Here is a 22,005-nt window from a genome sequence, read left to right as displayed (position 1 = left end):
TCTGCGTCCATGCGAAGGCGAGACGGAGAGGTCAATGGCACGTCGTTCCCGGCAGGGGCAGCTGTGCGTCGCGCACTTCCTGCGGGGGTTTCTGTATGTGCTGGTGCATCCCGCCGCGTTCCAGCGCGGTGACGCCGGTGCGGCACAGTTCGAGGATGGTGTAATCCGCGAACATCTTCAGGAAGGCGTCGATCTTTTCGGGCTTGCCGATCAGTTCAAAGACCATGCTGTCCGGGGACAGGTCGATGATCTTGGCCTTGTAGATGCTGCCCACCTCCCGCAGCTCCGCGCGGTTGTGGACATCGGCGGCGACCTTGAGCAGCAACAGCTCCCGCTCCAGCGCGTTCTCGTGGTTGAGCACGAAGACCTGGCGGGTGACTTCCAGCCGCTCGGTCTGGAGAATGAGCTGGTTCAGCTCCTTTTCGGTGCCGGACACCGCGACCGTGATACGGCTGACGGTGGGATCGTTGGTGGCGGAAACGGTCAGGCTGTCGATGTTGAAGCCGCGGCGGCAGAACAGGTTGGACACACGGGCCAGAACGCCGCTCTGGTTGTCCACCAGCAGACTGATGACTCTGCGTTTGGATTCCATGGTGCGTTCCTCCTTACTTCATGATGATATCGTTGATGTCGCCGCCGCCGGGGATCATGGGCAGGACCTTTTCGTCCTTGTCGATGATGCACTCGATCCAGGTGGGGCCTTTGCGCTTCATCGCTTCGGCAAAGGCGGACTGGAACTCGGCGAGATTCTGGCAGCGGTATCCCTTCAGGCCAAAGCCCTCGGCCAGCTTGACGAAGTCGGTGTGGCGGTGGGGGTCGGTCTGGGAGTAGCGCTTGCCGTAGAACGCGCTCTGCCACTGGCGGACCATGCCCAGCACCTGATTATTGAAGATGACCGTGATGATGGGCAGCTCGTAGCTGACCGCCGTGCAGGCCTCGTTGAGGTTCATGTGGAAGGAGCCGTCGCCCGTGAACATGACCACCCGCTGGTCGCGGCCCAGCGCCATCTGTGCGCCGATGGCTGCACCGTAGCCGAAGCCCATGGTGCCCAGGCCGCCGCTGGTGATGAAGCCGCGGCTCTTGGTGTGGCGGATGTACTGTGCCGCCCACATCTGGTGCTGGCCCACGTCGGTGACGTAGACAGCCTCCGGGCCGCACTGGCTGCACACCTCGCCGATGACCTGATGGGGCATCAGGCGGGACGCGTCGGACACGGGATGATAATCCTGCGCCTGCCACTCGCGGATCATGGCCATCCACTCCGGGTGCTTTGCCTCCTGGATGAGGGGGAGCATCCCGCCCAGCACGTAGGCGGCATCGCCGGAGATGGCCAGATCCACATCCACGTTCTTGCCCAGCTCGCTGGGGTCGATGTCGATCTGGATGATGGTGGCATTTTTCGCAAAGGTCTTGGGGTTCAGGGCCACACGGTCCGAGAAGCGGGTGCCCAGCGCGATGAGGACATCACAATCGGCCACGGCCCGGTTGGAGGTGTAGCAGCCGTGCATTCCCACCATGCCGATGTTCATCGGGTCGCCGTAGGGCACGACGCCTGCCGCCATCAGGGTGTAGGTGGCGGGGATCTCCGCTTTGTGGATGAGGTCCCGCAGGGGCTGGCAGGAGGCTGCGCTCCGCACACCGCCGCCAAAGTAGACCAGAGGCCGCTTGGCCGCATTGATGAGGTCGGCGGCCCACTTGACCTGTTCTTCGTTGTACGTGGTCACGGTGCGGATCTTTTCCGGCTGCTTGGGGGTGAACTCGCAGACCGCAGCGGTCACATCCTTGGGAATGTCCACGAGGACGGGGCCTTTGCGGCCGCTCTGCGCAATGCGGAACGCGGCCCGCATGGTATCGGCCAGGTCTTCGACCCTGCGTACGGTGAAATTGTGCTTGGTGATGGGCATCGTGATGCCCTCGATGTAGGCTTCCTGAAAGCTGTCCGTGCCAAGGCTCGCCGTGGCGACGTTGCCGGTGAAGGCGACCATGGGCACCGAGTCCATGTAGGCCGTGGCAATGCCGGTGACGAGGTTGGTGGCACCCGGCCCGCTGGTGGCCAGCACCACGCCGGTACGGCCGGTGGCGCGGGCATAACCGTCTGCCGCATGGGAGGCGCCCTGCTCGTGGGCGGTCAGCACATGGGTGATGCGGTCGGCGTTCTTGTACAGCTCATCGTAAAGGTTCAGCACTGCGCCGCCGGGGTAACCGAAGATGGTATCCACCCCCTGCTCGCAGAGCACCTCAACAAAAATCTGCGAACCATTCAACTGCATGTCTTGTCTCTCCTGTTTCCTGTCTCTTTTCCAACTCTACACTTTCAAAATTCCCTCAGATACGTCAAATTTCGCATCCTACATCCTCAGTGGAACGTTGGGTCAATTATACTATAAATCGGTCAGATGTCAAACAATGTTTTGTAAAGTGAATCACTCGAAAGATGAAGATAATTAAACACAGGGTTGCACTGAGCCTGCAACAGCGGTATAATTTTGGTACATTCGTTAAATGTAAGAGGGAAAAGGCTATGAAACTTCGTGAATGGAACGCCCGGCTGCACGGGCTTGTGATCTTCCGCGCCCTGCTGGAAGACCCGGTGGTGGCCAAATTATTGGACCTGACCGACCGGATGGAAGCGGGCACCCGCAGCATGGGCCCGGTGTGCGACGCCGTGGCGGCCTTTGAGGCAGCTTTGTTTGAGCAGACCACCAATCTGGGCGAGTATCTTGCCAATGCGGTGCTGGAGACCGAGACGGTCTGTGTGCGGCAGGCTGCGGCGGGCGGCATCGCGCCGGTGATGCAAAAGGCACTGGACAGTGAACTGAGCTTTTTGCAGGAGCTTTGCCGCCTGACGCTGGATGAGCTGTTCCAGACGGCTTATTCCGAACAGGCCCAGCGGCCAGAACTGGCCTTCCTGCCCCGGTGGGAGACGAAGGACATCGACCTGGCAGCGGCTTACGCCCAGCGGATGCAGGAGGCCGGGAAAAAGGGTTACGGCATGTTTGCCAAACACCATGTCTTCACGGTGGAGAACGGGCGTCTGGTGCCGGTCAAGTACCCGGACCCCCAGCGCCTGTCCGAACTGCCCGGTTACGAGGGCGAGCGGGAAAAGGTCATCGCCAACACCAAAGCTCTGCTGGCCGGGATGCCGGCCAACAACGTCCTGCTGTACGGTGACGCGGGCACCGGCAAATCGAGCGCGGTCAAGGCCATCGCCAATGAGTTCGCGCCCGACGGCCTGCGTCTGGTGGAGGTCAAGAAGAACCAGCTCTATCAGATCCCAGACCTGATGGACAAGCTGGCGGCGAACCCGCTCAAGTTCATCTTCTTCATCGACGACCTGAGCTTCACCGCTAACGACGACAACTTCGCAGCCCTCAAGGCCATCCTCGAAGGCAGCGTGGGCGGCCGGGCCAGAAACATTGCAGTCTATGCGACCTCCAACCGCCGCCACCTCATCAAGGAGACCATGACCGACCGCACCGGTGATGACATCCACGAGGCCGACACCCGGCAGGAGCTGATGAGCCTGTCGGCCCGCTTCGGCCTCACCGTGACCTTCCAGCGGCCCGAAAAGGCCCGCTTTGAGGCCATCCTCACCGAGCTGGCCAGACAGCACGACATCCGGATGCCGATGGACCAGCTCCTCGTCAAGGCCGAGGCGTTCGCCATCCGCGCCGGTGGCCGCAGCCCCCGCGTGGCCAAGCAGTTCATCGAGCAGTGCGAGAGCGGCGTACAGAAGTAAGAACAAGCAAGAAAGGCAGTGCCCATGCGGGCACTGCCTTTTTGCAATAAAATCAAACGCGCTCGGCGACGAGCTGGAAACCGGCCTTGGTCAGCTCCGTGCGGATCTGCTCGATCTGCGCATGGTCGCGGGTCTCCAATGCCAGCTTGAGGAAGCAGCTGGAGATGGGCATGTTGGGGTCGGAGCCATCGTGCAGGACGGAGACGACGTTGCTGCCGCAGCGGGAGACGATCTCGGCCACCTTCTTGAGCTGGCCGGGCTTGTCCTCCAGTGCGATGGTCAGGTTGGCTTTGCGGCCGCTCATAACCAGACCGCGGGTGATGACGCGGTTGAGGATGTTCACGTCGATGTTGCCGCCGGAGATGACGCAGACGACCTTTTTGCCCTCGATGGGCAGCTTGTGGAAGAGGGCGGCTGCCACGGGCACTGCACCGGCCCCCTCGGCGACGAGCTTCTGGTTCTCCATCAGGGAGAGGATGGCGGCTGCCGTTTCATCCTCGGTCACGGTCACGATGTCGTCCACATACTCCTCACAGAGCTGGTAAGTCAGCTCACCGGGGGTCTTGACCTGGATGCCGTCCGCGAAGGTGGAGGCAGCGGAGAGGGTCTGGTATTTGTGCTCGTGGAGGGAGCGGTACATGCTGGGGGCACCCTCGGCCTGAACGCCGTAGACCTTGACGTCCGGCTTGAGGCTCTTGATGGCAAAGGCCACGCCGGAGATGAGGCCGCCGCCGCCCACAGGCACGATGACCGCATCCACGTCGGGCAGCTGGTCCAAGATCTCCAGACCGATGGTGCCCTGACCCGCGATAACCTGTTCGTCGTCGTAGGGGTGGATGAAGGTCATGCCGGTCTCGGCCTGCAGCTCGACGGCCTTGTCGTGGGCGTCGTCGTAGGTGCCGGGCACGAGGCAGACCTCCGCGCCCAGGCTCTTGGTGTTCTCCACCTTCATGATGGGCGCACCGTCCGGCATACAGACGATGCTTTTGATGCCCCGGCGGGTCGCGGCCAGCGCCACGCCCTGGGCGTGGTTGCCTGCCGAGCAGGCGATGACGCCCTTTTCGCTCTCCTCTTTGGAGAGCTGGCTGATCTTATAATAGGCACCGCGCACCTTGAAGCTGCCGGTGGCCTGCAGGTTCTCGGTCTTCAGGTAGAGCTGGCAGTCCTTGGAGAGCTTGGGGGCCTCGATGAGGTCGGTCTTGCGGGCAACATCCTTGAGTACGAAAGCGGCATGGTAAACTTTATCCAGAGTCAACATCGTTCGTTCCTATCCTTTGTTCCATAAATGTGATGCAATAAAGTATAGGATACCAAAAGTCTTTTGTCAAATGAAAGGATTTCACGATTTGACCGGCTGGGGTGACGAAGCGCCAGGAACTGCAAAAAGCGACGCCGCGCGGCGGCGCTTTTTGCAGAGGTTCAGATCTCGGCCAGAATGGCGTCGCCCATGCCGGAGCAGCCGACACAGGTGCAGCCGTCGCTCATGTTGTCAGCGGTGCGGATGCCCTTGTCCAGCACCTTGCTCACCGCGTTCTCGATGGCGTCCGCTTCCTCGGCCAGACCGAAGGAGTAACGCAGCATCATGGCGGCGGAGAGGATGCAGGCGGTGGGGTTGACGATGTCCTTGCCGGCAATATCGGGGGCGGAGCCGTGGATGGGCTCATACAGGCCGCGGGTGCCGTCGCCCAGCGAGGAGGAAGGGATCATGCCGATGGAGCCGGTGATCATCGAAGCCTCGTCGGAAAGGATGTCGCCGAACATGTTCTCGGTGACGATGACGTCGAACTGCGCGGGGTTCTTGACGATCTGCATGGCGCAGTTGTCCACGAACATCTCACTGTACGCGACGTCCGGATATTCGGCCTGCAGCCGGTGCATGACCGAGCGCCAGAGGCGGCTGGTGTCCAGCACGTTGGCCTTGTCCACGCAGCAGAGCTTCTTGCGGCGCTTTCGGGCCGTCTCGAAGCCGATGCGGCCGATGCGCTCGATCTCGTGCTCTGCGTAGGGCATGGAGTCGATGGCCTGCTTCTCGCCGTTTTCGAGGGTGTGGGTCTCGTGTGCGCCGAAGTACACGCCGCCGATGAGCTCCCGCACGATGAGAAAGTCGATGCCCTGGGCCACGATCTCCGGCTTCAAGGGGCTGGCCGGGGCCAGCTGGGGCCAGATCTTGGCCGGGCGGTTGTTGGCGTACAGCCCCATCCCGGCGCGCAGGCGGAGCAGGCCCTTTTCGGGGCGCTGCTCACCGGGCAGGCCCTCCCACTTGGGGCCGCCCACGGCACCCAGCAGGACGCTGTCCGCAGCCAGGCACTTGTCCAGCTCGTGCTGGGGGAGCGGGTCGCCGTATTTGTCGATGGCCTCGCCGCCCATGGCAGCATCGGTGTAGTGGAAGGTGTGGCCGTACTTCTCGGCCACTTGATCGAGGACGCGGAGCGTCTGCTTCACGATCTCCGGGCTGGAGCAGTCGCCCCAGATGACAGCAATGTTTTTTTCCATTGAGTTCTCCTTTCGGCTGATCCCTCTCAGTCTCGCTTTGCTCGACAGCTCTCCCGAAGGGGGAGCTGGCACGAAGTGCCTGAGAGGGTCACTTCGTCAGCGATTTCATCAGGCCGCCGTCGGCGATGATCTTCTGGATAAAGGGCGGGAAGGGTTCGGCCTGGAAGGTCTGGCCGGTGGTCTTGTCGGTGATGACGCCGGTGTCGAAGTCCACATGGACCTCGTCGCCTGCGGCGATGGCGTCGGCGGCTTCAGGGCACTCCATGATAGGCAGGCCGATGTTGATGCTGTTGCGGTAGAAGATGCGGGCAAAGCTCTTGGCGATGACCACCGAGATGCCGGCGGTCTTGATGGCCAGCGGGGCGTGCTCACGGGAGGAGCCGCAGCCGAAATTCCAGCCGCCGACCATGATGTCGCCCGCGTGGACATTGTGCACGAAGTCCTTGTCGATGTCCTCCATGCAGTGGGCGGCCAGCTCTTTGGCGTCGGGGGTGTTCAGGTAGCGGGCCGGGATGATGACGTCGGTATCCACATTGTCCGGGTATTTGAAAACGGAGCCGTTTGCGTTGTTCATGGTGTTTCTCCTCTCTTAGACCGTGCGGGGGTCGGTGATATAGCCGGTGAGGGCGCTGGCGGCGGCGGTGGCCGGGGATGCCAGATAGACCTCGCTCTTCACATGGCCCATGCGGCCCACGAAGTTGCGGTTGGTGGTGGAGATGCAGCGTTCGCCCTCGGCCAGAATGCCCATGTAGCCGCCCAGGCAGGGGCCGCAGGTGGGGGTGGAGACGATGCAGCCCGCATCAATGAAGGCAGTGGTCCAGCCGCGCAGGATGCACTCCTTGTAAACGGCCATGGTGGCGGGGATGATGATGCCGCGCACCCCCTTGGCGATGTGTCGGCCCTTGAGGATGTTGTAGGCGGCTTCCATGTCTTCCAGACGGCCGTTGGTGCAGCTGCCAATGACGACCTGGTCAATTTTGATCGTTTTGCCCTCGGCGGCGGGGTGGGTGTTCTCCGGCAGATGGGGGTAGCTGACGGTGGGTTCGAGCTGGGAAAGGTCGATCTCGATGGTCTGCTCGTACACGGCATCCGGGTCGGCCTCGTAGAAGACCGGCTCGCGCTGGCTGCGGCCCTTGAGGTAGGCTCTGGTGGTCTCGTCCACGGGGAAGATGCCGTTCTTGGCACCGGCCTCGATGGCCATGTTGCAGACGCACAGGCGGTCGTCCATGGTCAGGGAAGCCACGCCGGGGCCGGTGAACTCCATGGACTTGTACAGCGCGCCGTCCACGCCGATCTGACCGATGATGTGGAGGATGAGGTCTTTGCCGGAGACGCGGGGGCCGAACTTGCCCTTGAGCACGAACCGGATGGCGGCAGGCACCTTGAACCATGCCATGCCGGTGGCCATGCCCGCAGCCATGTCGGTGGAGCCAACGCCGGTGGAGAAGGCACCCAGCGCACCGTAGGTGCAGGTGTGGCTGTCGGCACCGATGACGCAGTCACCGGCGGTCACGATGCCTTTTTCGGGCAGGAGGGCGTGTTCAATGCCCATCTGACCGACATCGTAGAAATTGAGGATGTCGTATTTGTTGGCGAACTCACGGCACTGCTTGGACTGGGTGGCGCTCTTGATATCCTTGTTGGGGACGAAGTGGTCCAGCACGATGGCAATGTGCTCTTTGTCGAATACGCCGTCAAAGCCTGCCTTCTCGAACTCGTTGATGGCAACGGGGGTGGTGATGTCGTTGCCCAGCACGAGATCCAGCTTTGCGTTGATGAGCTGGCCTGCCTTGACCTCGGCCAGACCGGCATGTGCGGCTAAAATCTTCTGTGTCAGGGTCATTCCCATGGTGGTACTCTCCTTTTATATGATATCTGCTGTTTGCCCTCTCAGTCTGCGAAGCAGACTGAGAGGGCAAGGCCTTTTATTTACTGTTGATCGCACTCACCAGCGCCTTGATGCCGGCGACGATGATGTCGGTGTCAGTGCCGGCACCCCAGGTCATGCTGCCATCGCCCCAGGCCAGGCCGACATAGGAGGCGGCACGGGAGGTGGAGCCTTCGTCCAGGCTGTGTTCGGAGTAGGCTTCGAGGTGGAAGTCCATCCCGGTCGCGCTCTGGATGGCGTTGGCCACGGCGTCCAGGCGGCCGTTGCCCACCGAGGTGACGACCTTGCGCTGGCCGTTCCGCTCCAGCGTGACGGTCGCGGTGATGCCGTCCACCTGAGCGAAGTGTGCCTCGATGACCGAGAGCGGCTTGTTTTTATTGAGGAAGCTCTCCTCGAAGATGCGGAGCACTTCGGAAGCGCTCAGCTCCTTGTGGCTGTGGTCGGAGACATTCTTGACCTTGTAGCCCAGGTCTTCGCGCATCTTGGGGGGCAGGTTGTAGCCGTAGTTCTGCTCCAGCACAAAGCCGATGCCGCCCTTGCCGCTCTGGCTGTTGATGCGGATGACGTCGGCGTCGTAGGTGCGGCCGATGTCGTGCGGGTCGATGGGAATGTAGGGGCAGGTCCAGCGGTGTTCGCCGTGCTCCTTGCGGTAGGCCATGCCCTTGGCGATGGCGTCCTGATGGCTGCCGGAGAAGGCCGCAAAGACCAGCTGGCCCGCATAGGGGGTGCGCTCGTAGATGTGCATCCGGGTCACACGCTCATAGGTGGCGCAGATGTCCGGCATGTTGGAGAAATCGAGTTTGGGGTCCACGCCGTGGCTGTACATGTTCATGGCCAGAGTGACGGCATCGACGTTGCCGGTGCGCTCGCCGTTGCCGAACAGGCAGCACTCCACGCGCTGTGCACCAGCCAGCACGGCCAGCTCGGCGCAGGCTACGCCGGTGCCGCGGTCGTTGTGGGGGTGGGTGGAGATGATGACGCTGTCGCGGTGCTTGAGGTGCTTGTCGCAGTATTCGATCTGGTTTGCGTAGACGTGCGGCATGCTCATCTCAACGGTGACGGGCAGGTTGATGATCATCGGACGGTCGGGCGTCGGCTCCATGATGTCCAGCACGGCGTTGCAGACCTCGACGGCATAATCGACCTCGGTGCCGGTGAAGCTCTCCGGGCTGTACTCGAACAGGAAATTGCCCTCGTACTCCTGACTGAGCTGCTTGACCAGCCGGGCACCGTCGGTGGCGATCTTCTTGATCTCTTCCTTGCTCTTATGGAACACCTGCTCACGCTGGGCCACGGAGGTGGAGTTGTAGAAGTGGATGACCGCGCGGGGCGCGCCCTTGACGGCCTCGAAGGTGCGGCGGATGATGTGGTCGCGGCACTGGGTCAGCACCTGCACGGTGACATCGTCGGGGATCATATCCTTCTCGATGAGGGTGCGCAGGAACTCGTACTCGGTCTCGCTGGCGGCAGGGAAGCCGACCTCGATCTCCTTGAAGCCGATCCGGACCAGCATCTGGAAGAACTCCAGCTTCTCTTCCAGGCTCATGGGCACGATCAGTGCCTGGTTGCCGTCGCGCAGGTCCACGCTGCACCATGCAGGTGCCTGTTCAATGTGATCTTTTTTGACCCAGCTGTCGTAACCGGCCGGTACGGGGTAATACCCCGGTGCGTACTTGGTAGCGTCCATCATATTCGTTGTCCTCCTGGCTTTTTCCTTCCTGCACTTGTTCAAAATCGTTCTGGCTCGTCGTTGTACAACCTCTCCATCTCGTTGGCGAAACCGGAGAGGTTGTACAACGGAGCGTCTGCTCAAACGAAAAAAGGCTCCCGTCTCTCAAAGGACGAAATCCTCTGAGAGACGAGAGCCTGTAAGTTTTGTCACAGGGCACCCGTGGTACCACTCTCTTTGCTGGCAAGACCAGCCACTCACACGATCGGCTTTTGGCGGCGAATCGCTGCCCCGGTAACGGTGGGCATCCGTCAGGGCCTACTGTGGTTTCAGCCCTGCCGCTCAGGGGCCAGTAACCGAAGCTTCCCGCACCGCCTTGCACCACCCAGCGGCTCTCTGCAAGCAGAAAACACTTCGTTTTTTCCCCGTCAACGCATTTGCGCTTGTTTCAAAGTGAGCTTATTTTACCAGACCGGTCTGCCTCTGTCAAGCAGTTTGATTCAGATGCAGAATGAAGAAAATTCAACTTTCGACGGAAAATTCCGGGCAGGTTTCATTCTTCGATGCACCGGAACCGGTCAGCGGCCAGCGGAAGTCTGTGCGTCGCCGGTCTCATCGATCATCATGACGTTGCCCTGGATGGGATTTTCCACCGGGGAAGCGTAGCCGCCGTAGTTCGAGTCGCGGCCGACGAGCAGGTCGCGGCGGCAGCGCAGGCCGACATGGAGGACGGCAGAACTGCCGATGTGGCGCAGGGTGACCTTGGTGGTGTCGCGCTGGCCCTCGCACAGCAGGGACAGGTTCAGGGTGGTGGAGGCCTTGTTGGTCGTCAGGACCACGGTGCGCACCCCGTTGTCCATCAGCTTGCGCATCTCACCGACGGTGGCGCGGAAGGTGGCGACATCCTCCGGGACGGAGAGGGTCAGGACCTGATCCTTCACCGAGGCGGTATAGAGCACCTGCTTGCCCAGCAGGCCCTTGACGGTGTATCTGGCCGAATAGGCCGGGTTAGAGGCAATGGTCGACTCCGAAGTCTGCGCATCACCGGTCTCGGCGATCATCATGACGTTGCCCTGAATGGGGTCTTCCACCGGGGCGGCGTAGCCGCCGTAGTTCGGGTCACGCTCGGCAGTAGTCTGTGCATCGCTGCTGTGCAGGGCGATGTCGCCCTGGGTCATGATGCTCTCGTCCTGCGGGGGCAGATAGCCTGCTACAACAGCCTCGTCTGCGGCCGTTTCGGCGGAAGGCTCAGCGGCAAACGCACCGAGGCTCATGGACGCCATGGCGGACAGGATGAGGGCGGCGGCGATGGCCTGACGGCCAAATTTCGTATTCAAAATCTTCATGGATCATATCCTCCTGATTCAGGGGCTCGTTCGGCCCGTTCTGCCTTGTATACGAACCGGAGAAACGGATTATTGCAGCATCGCTGGAAAAAATATTATTCCCGCTCCAGAATCTCCATGAATTCATCGCCGGTGATGGTCTCTTTCTGGTAGAGGTACTTGGCCAGCTCGTCCAGCTTCTGGCGGTTGTCGGTCAGGATCTGGATGGCCTTCTGGTGCTGGGCCCTGACCAGCTCCACGACCTTCTGGTCGATCTCGCGCTGGGTCTGGGCCGAGCAGGCCAGCGAGGTGTCGCCGCCCAGATACTGATTGTTCACGGTCTCCAGCGCCACCATGTCGAACTCGTCGCTCATGCCGTAGCGGGTGAGCATGGCGCGGGCCAGCTTGGTGGCCTGTTCAATGTCGTTGGAAGCACCGGTGGTGATGGAACCGAATGCGACCTCCTCGGCAGCGCGGCCGCCGGTCAGGGTGGCGATCTTGTTTTCCAGCTCGGTCTTATCCATCAGGTAGTGGTTGCCCTCTTCCACCTGCATGGTAAAGCCCAGTGCGCCGGAGGTGCGGGGGATGATGGTGATCTTCTGCACCGGCGCGGAGTGGGTCTGCTTGGCGGCGACCAGCGCGTGGCCGATCTCGTGGTAGGCCACGATGCACTTTTCCTTGTCGGTGAGGATGGAATTCTTCTTCTGGTAGCCTGCAATGACCACTTCGATGCTCTCTTCGAGGTCGGCCTGGGTCACGCTCTTGCGGCCCGCGCGGACGGCCCGCAGCGCAGCCTCGTTGACGATGTTGGCCAGCTCGGCACCGGACGCACCGGAGGCCATCCGGGCCACGACGCTGAAATCAACGCCGGGAGCCAGCGCGATCTTTTTCGCGTGGACTTTCAAAATCTCCTCGCGGCCCTTCAGGTCGGGCAGCTCGACGGGAACGCGGCGGTCAAAGCGGCCGGGGCGGGTCAGAGCCGGGTCCAGAGACTCCGGGCGGTTGGTGGCTGCCAGAATGATGACGCCGTTGTTGCCCTCAAAGCCGTCCATCTCGGTGAGCAGCTGGTTCAGGGTCTGTTCGCGCTCATCGTTGCCGCCGTACTGGCCGCTGTTGCGCTTCTGGCCGATGGCGTCGATCTCGTCAATGAAGACGATGCAGGGGGCTTTCTCCTTGGCCTGTTTGAACAGGTCGCGCACCTTAGAAGCGCCCATGCCCACGAACATCTCCACAAATTCGGAGCCGGACATGGAGAAGAAGGGCACGTTGGATTCACCGGCCACCGCCTTGGCCAGCATGGTCTTGCCGGTGCCCGGAGGGCCGACGAGCAGGATGCCCTTGGGCATCTGGGCGCCGATGTCCTTGTATTTGCTGGGGTCGTGCAGGTAGTTGACGACCTCCTGCAGGTTCTCCTTGGCTTCGTCCTCACCGGCCACATCCGCAAAATGGATGCCCTCGGTGGACTGGACGTAGACCTTGGCATTGGATTTTCCCATGCCGCCGAACATCATCGAGTTGGGGCCGCCCATCTTTTCCATGAGCTTTTTGTTCATAAAGTTGCCCAGCGCGGTGAAGAGGACGATGGGCAGCACGAACCAGAGCAAAAAGCTGAGGATGGGCGAGGTCTGCTCCACGATCTCGCTGGAAAACGCAGCCCCGGCGTCATACAGGCGCTCGGTGAGGCTGGGGTCGTTCATCAGGCCGGTCCGGTAGACCTGAGTCTCGTCTTTGTCGGTAAAGATGATCTGGTTGCTCTCAATGTCCACACGGCCAATGTTCTTTTCTTCGGTCATGCTCATAAAGGTGCCGTAATCCACCTCTTTGACCTGGCGCTCGCTCATCCACGGCACCAGAACGAGGTTGAGGAGCAGAAGCACCAGCAGCACGACGGTGTAATAGATGGCCAGCGGCTTTTTCGGCGTTTTGACTTCTTTCATGATGATCCTCCTTTTTTCAGGGTCTCTGCTGTTATGATACCACAACCGAAGTTCAGTTCCAGCGTTTCCAGCGCCTTTTTGCAAAAACTTCGCGGTTTGTTCACAAAAGGTGCAGAACAAAAGGCCTCCGCCCCACGGGGAGCAGAAGCCCTTTCGTTCACACACACATTTTAGGAGAAAAGGAGAGTGGATTCGGAGAATGGGGGAGTTCGATCGCACGAGCAGGCAAACAGGGGCGAGTCACTCGCCGCGGACGGCTGCAAAACCGGCTTCGAGGTCGGCGAGGATGTCGTCGATGTGCTCGGTGCCGATGGACAGGCGGATGGTGTTCTGGTAGATCTGCTGCTCGGCCAGTTCGGCGTCGTTCAGCTGGCTGTGGGTGGTGGAAGCCGGGTGGATGACCAGGCTCTTCACGTCGGCCACGTTGGCCAGCAGGGAGAAGATCTTCAGGTTGTCGATGAACTGGAAGGCCTCCTCGCGGCCGCCCTTGATATGAAAGGTAAAGATGGAGGCACCGCCGTTGGGAAAATACTTCTGATACAGCGCGTGGTCGGGGTGATCGGGCAGGGAAGGATGGTTGACCTTCTCGACCTGGGGATGGTTGGCCAGGAACGCAACGACCTTCTTGGTGTTCTCGACGTGGCGCTCGATGCGCAGGCTCAAAGTCTCGGTGCCCTGCAGCAGCAGGAATGCGTTGAACGGAGAGATGGTGGCACCGGTATCGCGCAGCAGGATGGCGCGGATGTAGGTGACGAAGGCGGCGGGGCCGGCGGCATCGGCAAAGGAGACGCCGTGGTAGCTGGGGTTGGGGGCGGCGATGTTGGGATAACGGCCGCTGGCTTTCCAGTCGAAGTTGCCGCTGTCCACGATGATGCCGCCCAGCGTGGTGCCGTGGCCGCCGATGAACTTGGTGGCGGAGTGGACCACGATGTCTGCGCCGTGCTCGATGGGGCGGATCAGATACGGGGTGCCAAAGGTGTTATCAATGACCAGCGGCAGGCCATGCTTGTGGGCGATGGCTGCGATGGCGTCGATGTCGGGGATGTCGCTGTTGGGGTTGCCCAAGGTCTCCAGATAGACGGCCTTGGTGTTGGGCTGGATGGCGTTCTCCACCTCGGCCAGGTCGTGGGCGTTCACGAAGGTGGTGGTGATGCCGAACTGGGTCAGGGTGTGCTCCAGCAGGTTGTAACTGCCGCCGTAGATGGTCTTCTGGGCCACGATGTGGTCACCGGCCTGTGCCAGAGCCTCGATGGTGTAGCTGATGGCGGCAGCACCGGAAGCGGTGGCCAGCGCAGCCACGCCGCCTTCCAGCGCGGCGATGCGCTTCTCGAAGACGTCCTGGGTGGAGTTGGTCAGGCGGCCATAGATGTTGCCTGCGTCAGCCAGACCGAAGCGGTCGGCGGCGTGCTGGCTGTTGCGGAAGACATAGGACGTGGTCTGGTAGATGGGCACGGCGCGGGAATCGGTGGCGGGATCGGCCTGCTCCTGGCCAACGTGCAGCTGAAGGGTCTCGAATTTATAGTCAGACATGTTGATTGCCTCTCTCTTTGTACAGATAGTATTATTTTTATCTACAAAAAATCCCGGTCGCTGCGGTCTCAAGACAGCGCACCGGGCAAGAAGATCCTGACGTGTTTTGGGGCTTTACCGGCACGGACACATTCGTCCGGCGGAGGGCAAAGCACAGCAGTTCGTCCAGAATTCTGCCCGGTCTGTGTACATTCGCCCACAACGGAAGTTTGCATGAAGCAGGTTTTTCCAAATCAGCGACATCGTGGTGCCCTCCTTTCTCTGAATTTCCCACCAAGTTGGTGGATTGGATGGTTGCATTATATCCCCATTTACCTAGATTGTCAATAGGTTTATGGAAGAATCTTCAAAATTTTTTGCAGCGGCGCAGAGCGGCATTTTTGGTTGACCGTCTGCCCTTCGTGTTGTATACTGAATCTATTCTTTTGTCTTATGAAGGAGGGGAGCCGGGATGTCCATCGGGCCAAGTTGTCCGCTCGTGCTGGAAAAGCCGGACGCCATTGATCTGCAGCAGGCCGCGCGGTATTTTGGCCAGCGTGGCCCGGCGGATGAAGCGACGGCTTCTTTATTAGAACGATGTGCCGTGCCCATTCTGGCGGCGGCCACACCCCGCGCCGTCTGGCTGGAAGGGGATGTGCAGAGCCTTGCCGAGGCCGGGCTTCTGCTGGGGGAGGACGTCTTCCGCCACCTGACCGGCTGCAGCCATGCCGTTTTGCTGGCCGTGACCCTCGGCCCCGGTGTGGACGCGCAGATCCGCCGGGCCGGGGTGGGGGACATCGCGGCCGGGGTGGCGTCGGATGCGCTGGGCTCGGCATTGGCCGAGCAGATGGCAGATGCCGCTGAGGCGGAGCTGCGCCAGTGGGCCGCAGGGCAGGGAAGGTATCTGACAGGCCGCTATTCGCCCGGCTACGGCGACTGGCCCATCACGGTGCAGCCGCTGGTGGCCGCAGCACTGGACACCGCCCGCCGGGCGGGCCTCTGCGTGACGGACAGCAACCTGATGACGCCCCGTAAGAGCGTCACGGCGCTGCTGGGCGTCAGCGACCATCCGGTCCGGGGGCATCTGGCAGGGTGCGGCCACTGTGTGCTGCGCACCCGCTGCGAATATCGAAAGAGGGGGATCACCTGTGCAAGTGAATGAACTGTTTGCCCAACCGAATACCATCCTGCTGGACGGCGGCATGGGCACCATGCTGCAGGCGGCCGGCCTGAAGCTGGGTGCCCGCCCGGAGGAGCTGAACCTGACCGACCCGGCCCTCATCGAGGGCATCCATGCGCAGTATGCCGCCGCAGGCAGCCGCATCATCAATGCAAACACCTTCGGCGCGTCAGCCCACAAGCTGGCGGGCAGCGCATACACGCTGGAAGAGGTCATCGCGGCGGGCATTGCGAACTGCAAGCGGGCCTGTGCGCCCTACGGCGCGTTGGCGGCGCTGGACGTCGGCCCGCTGGGCGAACTGCTGGAGCCCAACGGTACACTGACCTTTGAAGATGCCGTGGCCGAGTTTGGCCGCATCGTCCGGGCGGGCGCTGCCGCCGGGGCGGACCTCATCTTCTTTGAGACCTTCACCGACCTGTACGAGCTGAAGGCTGCTCTGCTGGCCGCCAAAGAGAACAGCACTCTGCCCATCCTCGCCAGCATGAGTTTTGAGGCGGGCGGGCGCACTTTCACCGGCTGCACGGTCGAGAGCTTTGCGGCCACGGCACGTGGTCTGGGAGCGGATGCCATCGGCATCAACTGTTCGCTTGGCCCCAGGGAGATCTTCCCGATGGCAAAGCGGCTGGCCGAGGCCGTGCCCGGCAGCTTCCCGGTCTTCGTCAAGCCCAACGCGGGCCTGCCCCGCGCCGACGGCTCCGGCTATGACATCACCCCGCAGCTCTACGCCATGCAGATGAAGCCCTACCGGGAACTGCACCTCTTTGCGGCAGGCGGCTGCTGCGGCACGACGCCGGAGTTCATCCGGCTGCTGAACGGTGTGTTTGCAGACTGCCAGCCCGGCCGGCCCGACCACCCCATGCAGTCGGTCATCTGCTCCCCGGTCAGCTGTGTCAACGTGGACGGCATCACCGTGGTGGGCGAGCGGATCAACCCCACCGGCAAAAAGCGGTTCCAGCAGGCCCTGCGCGAACGGGATATGAACTACATCCTCGAACAGGCGGTCAGCCAGGCCGAGGCCGGGGCGCAGATCCTGGACGTCAATGTGGGTGCGCCCGGTGTGGACGAGCCCGCGTTGATGGAACAGGTGGTCAAGGCCCTGCAAAGCGTGGTCAGCCTGCCGCTGCAGCTGGATTCCTCCCACGCCGATGCACTGGAACGCGGTCTGCGGGTCTACAACGGCAAGCCCATCGTCAACTCGGTGAACGGCGAGCCGGAAGTGCTGGAAAAGGTGCTGCCCCTCTGCAAAAAGTACGGTGCCGCCGTCGTCGGTCTGGCCATTGACAAAAAGGGCATCCAGCCCGGAGCGGAAGACCGTGTGGCCATCGCCCGCCGCATCAAGGAAGCGGCGCTGGCAGCGGGCATCCCGCAGGAGGATCTTTACATCGACTGCCTGACCCTGACGGCCAGCGCCCAGCAGAAGGATGTCCTCGCCACGGTGGAGGCCCTGCACACCTGCAAGACGGAACTCGGCGTCCGGACCATCCTGGGCGTGTCGAACATCAGCTTCGGCCTGCCCTGCCGCACCTACCTGAACACGACCTTTCTCACGATGGCCATGTATGCGGGGCTGGACCTCGCCATCATGAACCCGTCCAGCGAGGAGATGATGGCGGCGGTCTACGCCTACAACGTTCTAACCAACCGGGACCCCCAGAGCACCCGGTACATTGAGCGGTATGCGAACCGGGTGCCTGCCTCCACGGCGCTGGCGCAGGCGAACCAGAACGCCGTGGCAGCGCAGGGCGCGCAGCCCGGCGATGCGGCGGAAGTCTCCGGCCCCTATGCGCCTCTCATCAAGGCGGTGGAAAAGGGCCTGAAGGGCGAAGCCGCCGCCCAGACCCGCGTCCTGCTGGAAACGAAGGAAGCATTGGAACTGGTGGACGAAGCCCTCATCCCGGCGCTGGACATCGTGGGCAACAAGTACGAGAAGGGCACCCTCTATCTGCCGCAGCTGCTGCAGGCGGCCAGCGCCGCCCAGAGCGCCTTTGAGGAGATCAAGACGGCCATTGCCAAAAAGGGCGGCACCAGTGAGAGCAAGGGCCGCATCGTCATCGCCACGGTCAAGGGGGACGTCCACGACATCGGCAAGAACATCGTGAAGGTCATCCTCGAAAACTACGGCTTTGAGGTCATCGACTTGGGCCGCGACGTGCCGGTGGAGACGGTCGTGAACACCGTCCGGGAGAAGAACGTGCATCTGGTCGGCCTGTCCGCCCTGATGACGACCACCCTCAAGAGCATGGAAGAGACCATTGCGGCCCTCCATGCAGCCAAACTGGACTGCAAGATCATGGTCGGCGGTGCCGTCCTGACGCCGGAATACGCCGAAAAGATCGGCGCCGACTGGTACGCGAAGGACGCCAAACGCAGCGCCGATATCGCCAAGGAATTTTTCGGGGTCTAAAAAAGGGGCTGCTGCACAAGGCGAAAAGCCAGTGCAGCAGTCCCTTTCATAGTGTTCACTACCGTATCACAAAATGACTACGGACGCAAGGCGGATGCTTCTTGTTGGGGCGTGCCTGCCCCAAACCCTGCTGGGAACGAGTACGGCAAACTGGAAGTTGTTATTGTAAATCATTTTTTGATATTTCAATCGATGGATAGTGCTCTAAACTTGTTAAGTCAACATCTAATGGAGTAACGTATTCCATATAAAATTTTTCAGGATTTTTATCTTGCAATTTTTTAAGTTTATTCCTAATTTTTTCCTCCTCTGTAGAAACAAAAACCACTGATACTACTCCTACCTTTTCACTTGGATTCATTCTGCTATCTTCAACATTTCCACATAAAATCATTCTAACTGTATTCATAATAATCCTCCTCCACATATAACTCCCGATTTGTTGAACTAAGCCGAGTATACCACACTCCCCCCCATGAAAGAACACCCCGATATAGTGGAATTTTGCCATTTTCCTGCGTACGTGCGTACCGGTCATGTACGGACGTACGCAGCGATTGACCTGAAAAGCGCAATATAGGGGGATGCAAAGCAAAAGGCAGGATACCACCGCTTGGTGATACCCTGCCTGTTTTATAGTGTCCATAGCACTCGAACCCGAAAGCCTTATACAGCCCGGTGAATCCCAAAGAACGGTTCTACAGCAGAAGCGGCTTTTCCGGTGGCAGATGCCTGTTTCAAACCATAGTTCTTTCGAGCGACAGCTTCCACAAAGACACGGTCTTTTTCGGAAGCATTGTAATAATCCACACCGAAGCGTTTGCAGGTTGAAAACAATTCGTCCAGCCACGACATCGTTTCATCGGACATTGGGGAAAAGACAATATCCAAATCTTTGCTATATTCTTTCATACGGCTTCCTCCTTCAATTTCAGAAAAGGTAAGAAGAAAAGATGTTTTTCGCGGCTTCATCTGCAATCATAAAGGTTTTCGGGCCATCCGGATACAGAGAAGCGACCGGCCTTGCACCAAAATCACGGATATAGTGCTGTTCCAGATCATCGGTCTTTGCTTCAAACACCACGACGCCATTGCAGCTTGCGTCAATCGAAAGCTGTATGCCGAATGCAATCATAGCTTTGCCGATTCCCGAATACTTCTTGTGTTCCGTCAGAGTCGGGTTGCTTTCTGGCTGACTCTCGATGTAGGCGATGTAGACTGCAACGCTTCCTTTCCGGACACGATAGGCTCATGGGCAGTTCCCCGATGCGATGAGGATGTGCGGCGAACTTATTCGTTCCAATGTTCAAGTTCTTCAGCGGGGTATGCTTTTGTCCAATGATAGGGCTGCAATTCTTTCAGCTGTACGAATTTGATTTTTTCTTCTTCTGTGGTAACTGCTACCTGCACATCTTCACCCCAGTATCTTAATCTCTCCTGGCAAATACCGCACGGAGACAATATCTGATAGGGGGATTTCTCATCTTTACGGACAAGACACATGCAATGCGTTACCTTTTCATTGAATTTATGTGCTTCAAGCATTGCACCTGTCTCAATGCACAAAACAGCAGATGCGTTAGCAGTCTCAATGCTGACACTTGTGTAATAACTTCCATTCGATGTATGCACGACACCAGCACCACCCCAACCGACAGGATACCGTGTTTCAATCAGTTCTACCGCCCTGCGGTACATTTCGTTTTCGATTTCATAGTTTCTCATATAAATCACCATGCCAACTTCTGAATTGTTGAGCTGAGTATACCATACTCTATGAAGAATAGCAAAAGGCAGGATACCACTACCATAGTGATACCCTTCCTTTACTATTGTGCGACCGCTCGGACTTGCGCTGGCGGGGAAGATACTCCGGCAGGCGGTGCTTTCTTGGTAGACGTTCCTAGGGGTCCAGAAACCGCGGGCTAAGCAACAGCCCAACTGGGCTGATTGCTTACTCTGCCGACTGGCGTCGTCAGAGCCGCCCTGTTCGAGTCCTGTACCGTCCTGCTCTGACGTGAGACAGTGGCAGACGCAATAAAAAAGCCCCTAACTTTCGTTAGAGGCTTTCGTTTGGTGGAGCATTGTCAGCAGCAGTCGAACCTTTAGGCAGGCATATCGTTGCTGCGGTCAGAGCGCTTCAAACCGAGAAACGGAGGCACTTCGGAACGCTTCAGCCCTTGCTCGTGTGCTTTTTTCAGTTGATATTCGTGCAGGGCAATGCTGTCCAGCAGATCACGCTGATTTTGGGAAGCTGCATAGTAATCAACGCCGAACCGTTTGCAGACTGCGCTGAGTTGGTCAAGCATTTCAATAGCAGTAGGGGACATTCGTTTGACTTCAATATCCATGGGAGCACCACCTTTCAGGAAAGATACGTATTGAAGAGCGAAAGCGCCGCATTGTCGGCAAGCATCAGCATGATCGGCCCGCCGGATTGTTTGGCAAAGACCCGGATCGCGCCAAAATCCCGGATATAATGTTTTGCAAGTTCATCCGTCTTAGCTTCAAAAGTGACGACGCCGTTTTTACCGGAATCAATGGAAAGCTGGATGCCGAACGCGATCATCATACGCCCGATGCCCAGATATTTTTTTTGAATGGTCAGCGTTGGGTTGCTCTCCGGGTGGCTTTCGATGTACTCAATATAAACGAACATGCTGGATTCTGTTTCGCGGTAAGCACCCAATGCTACGATTTCGCCGTTTTCGGTTTTAGCCGTGTACTTTTCCAGTGCGGGGTCACCGATGAACTCACTTGTCCAGTCGGTTTGCCAGCTTTCTTTGGTTGCAGCAAGGTCAGCGGGAGTTGACTTGTCAACCTCAATCGGAATCCTATTGCCCGTATCGGATGCTGTGACAAAATATTGCAAAGTCATAATGCCCACCTTCTTTCAGTTTTATTATAACGAAAGAACGATAGACTTTCAAGAAAGAAAATCGCAAAGAGAGTGAAAGTGTGAGAGCAAGAATCGTCCCGTGGCCACAAATTTTCAATTCTTGAAAAATTCTTGCCCATCCGGGACTGCACTTCTGCAACGCTCCCGCGTTTTTGAAGTGCTCTTGTTGGGGCGTGCCTGCCCCAAACCCTGTTTCTTACTATTTGGAAATCACACAATTATGCACCACTGGGTCCACGAGAACTGACGCTCATCGGAGGCATAGAACTATAAAAAGATTTGCCATTCACAGTGTTTTGAGTCAACCCAATCAAATCAATCAACTGGCTCTCGTTATAGCTCTCTTGACAGTTATCCAGCACAGCACATTGGCAGCTATATACACCACTATCGTTAGAGACAACTCCCCACCATTCAAGGTCTGCCAAAAGTTTTCCAATCTTCTTGCGGTCAAAGCGTATTTCTTTTTCCAAAAGAGACGAGTAAATTTGTGGAGCAGACATCGGTTTTTGCTTTAATAGGAGAGCTAATGCCAATTCCTGTCCATGCAAACGGTGAAGCAAAAGACCTCTGCGAACCCAAATGTTCGATGCTTTTTTCATAGCAAATACCTCCTTTTTTAGATAGCTCGTTCACTTAAAATACGATTGATGTCCATTTGAAATTGCGCTCGTTCACAATTGTCATGTTGACTTGAGTATATCATATTACACAATAAAAGACTACTGTTATATATCAGACCCTGCCCTTTTTCCTGCGTACGTGCGTACGGACTGTGTACGGACGTACGCAGCGATTGACCCGAAACGCACAGGATAGGGGGATAGACAGTATCAAGTTCTCAGACTGCGAACTTGATGCAAAGCAAAAGGCAGGGCACCACCTTCATGGTGATGCCCTGCTTTTACTCGTTCCTGTCCACTGTTCCGAGTAGTGCCTTCTCAGAACTTCCTGTAAACAAA

At 59.0% G+C, this 22,005-nt stretch carries 20 protein-coding genes and 1 other annotated feature; of the genes, 3 read left to right on the top strand and 17 right to left on the bottom strand.

All coding sequences use genetic code 11. The features are described 5' to 3' along the window. Positions 1–31: 31 nt before the first annotated feature. Together ilvN and ilvB are read right to left on the bottom strand one after the other, a co-directional pair. Entirely contained in the window at positions 32–592 is a 561-nt protein-coding gene (gene ilvN, locus DWY95_RS09665; protein WP_097791418.1) for an acetolactate synthase small subunit, read from the bottom strand. Positions 593–605: 13 nt separating this feature from the next. Further along, entirely contained in the window at positions 606–2,270 is a 1,665-nt protein-coding gene (gene ilvB, locus DWY95_RS09660; protein WP_118553357.1) for a biosynthetic-type acetolactate synthase large subunit, read from the bottom strand. A gap of 251 nt (positions 2,271–2,521) precedes the next feature. On the opposite strand from ilvB, the gene DWY95_RS09655 reads away from it, so the two are divergent. Further along, positions 2,522–3,739 (top strand): ATP-binding protein, encoded by a 1,218-nt coding sequence (locus tag DWY95_RS09655; RefSeq protein WP_097791416.1) that lies wholly within the window; start codon positions 2,522–2,524, stop codon positions 3,737–3,739. 52 nt (positions 3,740–3,791) lie between these two features. Here the strand turns inward: DWY95_RS09655 and ilvA are convergent, their stop codons facing one another. The 8 genes from ilvA to DWY95_RS09615 form a co-directional block, all read right to left on the bottom strand. Then, positions 3,792–4,997 carry a threonine ammonia-lyase gene (ilvA, locus tag DWY95_RS09650; protein ID WP_097791415.1) on the bottom strand — a complete coding sequence of 402 codons (1,206 nt, stop codon included), beginning with the start codon at positions 4,995–4,997 and terminating at the stop codon, positions 3,792–3,794. A 161-nt stretch (positions 4,998–5,158) separates the two neighbouring features. Next, complete coding sequence (gene leuB / locus DWY95_RS09645; protein ID WP_097791414.1) at positions 5,159–6,232, bottom strand: 3-isopropylmalate dehydrogenase; 1,074 nt, start codon at positions 6,230–6,232, stop codon at positions 5,159–5,161. An 88-nt stretch (positions 6,233–6,320) separates the two neighbouring features. Beyond that, on the bottom strand, positions 6,321–6,806 hold the full coding sequence (leuD, locus tag DWY95_RS09640; RefSeq protein WP_097791413.1) for a 3-isopropylmalate dehydratase small subunit: 486 nt from the start codon (positions 6,804–6,806) through the stop codon (positions 6,321–6,323). Between the two features lie 15 nt (positions 6,807–6,821). After that, positions 6,822–8,081 carry a 3-isopropylmalate dehydratase large subunit gene (gene leuC / locus DWY95_RS09635; RefSeq protein ID WP_118553356.1) on the bottom strand — a complete coding sequence of 420 codons (1,260 nt, stop codon included), beginning with the start codon at positions 8,079–8,081 and terminating at the stop codon, positions 6,822–6,824. Between the two features lie 76 nt (positions 8,082–8,157). After that, entirely contained in the window at positions 8,158–9,810 is a 1,653-nt protein-coding gene (locus DWY95_RS09630) for a 2-isopropylmalate synthase (RefSeq protein ID WP_118553355.1), read from the bottom strand. A gap of 161 nt (positions 9,811–9,971) precedes the next feature. Then, positions 9,972–10,230, bottom strand: a binding site (T-box leader). A 137-nt stretch (positions 10,231–10,367) separates the two neighbouring features. Continuing rightward, the gene (locus DWY95_RS09625; RefSeq protein ID WP_243082700.1) at positions 10,368–11,135 is read right to left on the bottom strand and encodes a transcriptional regulator, IclR family protein; all 768 of its coding nucleotides are present in this window, start codon (positions 11,133–11,135) and stop codon (positions 10,368–10,370) included. Positions 11,136–11,230: 95 nt separating this feature from the next. Then, positions 11,231–13,051 (bottom strand): ATP-dependent zinc metalloprotease FtsH, encoded by a 1,821-nt coding sequence (gene ftsH / locus DWY95_RS09620; RefSeq protein ID WP_097791410.1) that lies wholly within the window; start codon positions 13,049–13,051, stop codon positions 11,231–11,233. 240 nt (positions 13,052–13,291) lie between these two features. Further along, on the bottom strand, positions 13,292–14,581 hold the full coding sequence (locus DWY95_RS09615) for an O-acetylhomoserine aminocarboxypropyltransferase/cysteine synthase family protein (RefSeq protein WP_118553354.1): 1,290 nt from the start codon (positions 14,579–14,581) through the stop codon (positions 13,292–13,294). A gap of 451 nt (positions 14,582–15,032) precedes the next feature. Here DWY95_RS09615 and DWY95_RS09610 point away from each other — a divergent pair, with 451 nt between their 5' ends. Continuing rightward, positions 15,033–15,722, top strand: a complete 690-nt coding sequence (locus DWY95_RS09610; protein ID WP_118553353.1) for a vitamin B12 dependent-methionine synthase activation domain-containing protein — start codon at positions 15,033–15,035, stop codon at positions 15,720–15,722. Then, the gene (locus tag DWY95_RS09605; RefSeq protein ID WP_243082698.1) at positions 15,709–18,144 is read left to right on the top strand and encodes a homocysteine S-methyltransferase family protein; all 2,436 of its coding nucleotides are present in this window, start codon (positions 15,709–15,711) and stop codon (positions 18,142–18,144) included. The genes DWY95_RS09610 and DWY95_RS09605 overlap by 14 nt, the downstream gene beginning before the upstream one ends. A gap of 160 nt (positions 18,145–18,304) precedes the next feature. On the opposite strand, the gene DWY95_RS09600 is transcribed toward DWY95_RS09605, so the two are convergent. From DWY95_RS09600 to DWY95_RS09570, 7 genes are all read right to left on the bottom strand, one after another. After that, positions 18,305–18,553 carry a hypothetical protein gene (locus DWY95_RS09600; RefSeq protein WP_097770686.1) on the bottom strand — a complete coding sequence of 83 codons (249 nt, stop codon included), beginning with the start codon at positions 18,551–18,553 and terminating at the stop codon, positions 18,305–18,307. A gap of 257 nt (positions 18,554–18,810) precedes the next feature. Beyond that, positions 18,811–19,056, bottom strand: coding sequence for a hypothetical protein (locus DWY95_RS09595; RefSeq protein ID WP_118553352.1), 246 nt, complete (start codon positions 19,054–19,056; stop codon positions 18,811–18,813). Between the two features lie 19 nt (positions 19,057–19,075). After that, positions 19,076–19,279: a hypothetical protein gene (locus tag DWY95_RS09590; RefSeq protein WP_118553351.1), complete on the bottom strand. Its 204-nt coding sequence runs from the start codon at positions 19,277–19,279 to the stop codon at positions 19,076–19,078. 155 nt (positions 19,280–19,434) lie between these two features. Continuing rightward, entirely contained in the window at positions 19,435–19,869 is a 435-nt protein-coding gene (locus DWY95_RS09585) for a cytidine deaminase (protein WP_118553519.1), read from the bottom strand. A gap of 380 nt (positions 19,870–20,249) precedes the next feature. Next, a complete protein-coding gene (locus tag DWY95_RS09580) occupies positions 20,250–20,495 on the bottom strand; it encodes a hypothetical protein (protein WP_005943479.1) in 246 nt (81 codons plus the stop codon). A 14-nt stretch (positions 20,496–20,509) separates the two neighbouring features. Beyond that, positions 20,510–21,016, bottom strand: coding sequence for a hypothetical protein (locus DWY95_RS09575; protein WP_147365964.1), 507 nt, complete (start codon positions 21,014–21,016; stop codon positions 20,510–20,512). Positions 21,017–21,261: 245 nt separating this feature from the next. Then, positions 21,262–21,645, bottom strand: a complete 384-nt coding sequence (locus tag DWY95_RS09570; RefSeq protein ID WP_118553350.1) for a hypothetical protein — start codon at positions 21,643–21,645, stop codon at positions 21,262–21,264. Positions 21,646–22,005 lie beyond the last annotated feature (360 nt).

Source organism: Faecalibacterium sp. AF28-13AC (assembly GCF_003478405.1).
GTDB classification, from domain to species: domain Bacteria; phylum Bacillota; class Clostridia; order Oscillospirales; family Ruminococcaceae; genus Faecalibacterium; species Faecalibacterium prausnitzii_E.
This window is presented reverse-complemented; position numbering and strand designations above follow the sequence as displayed.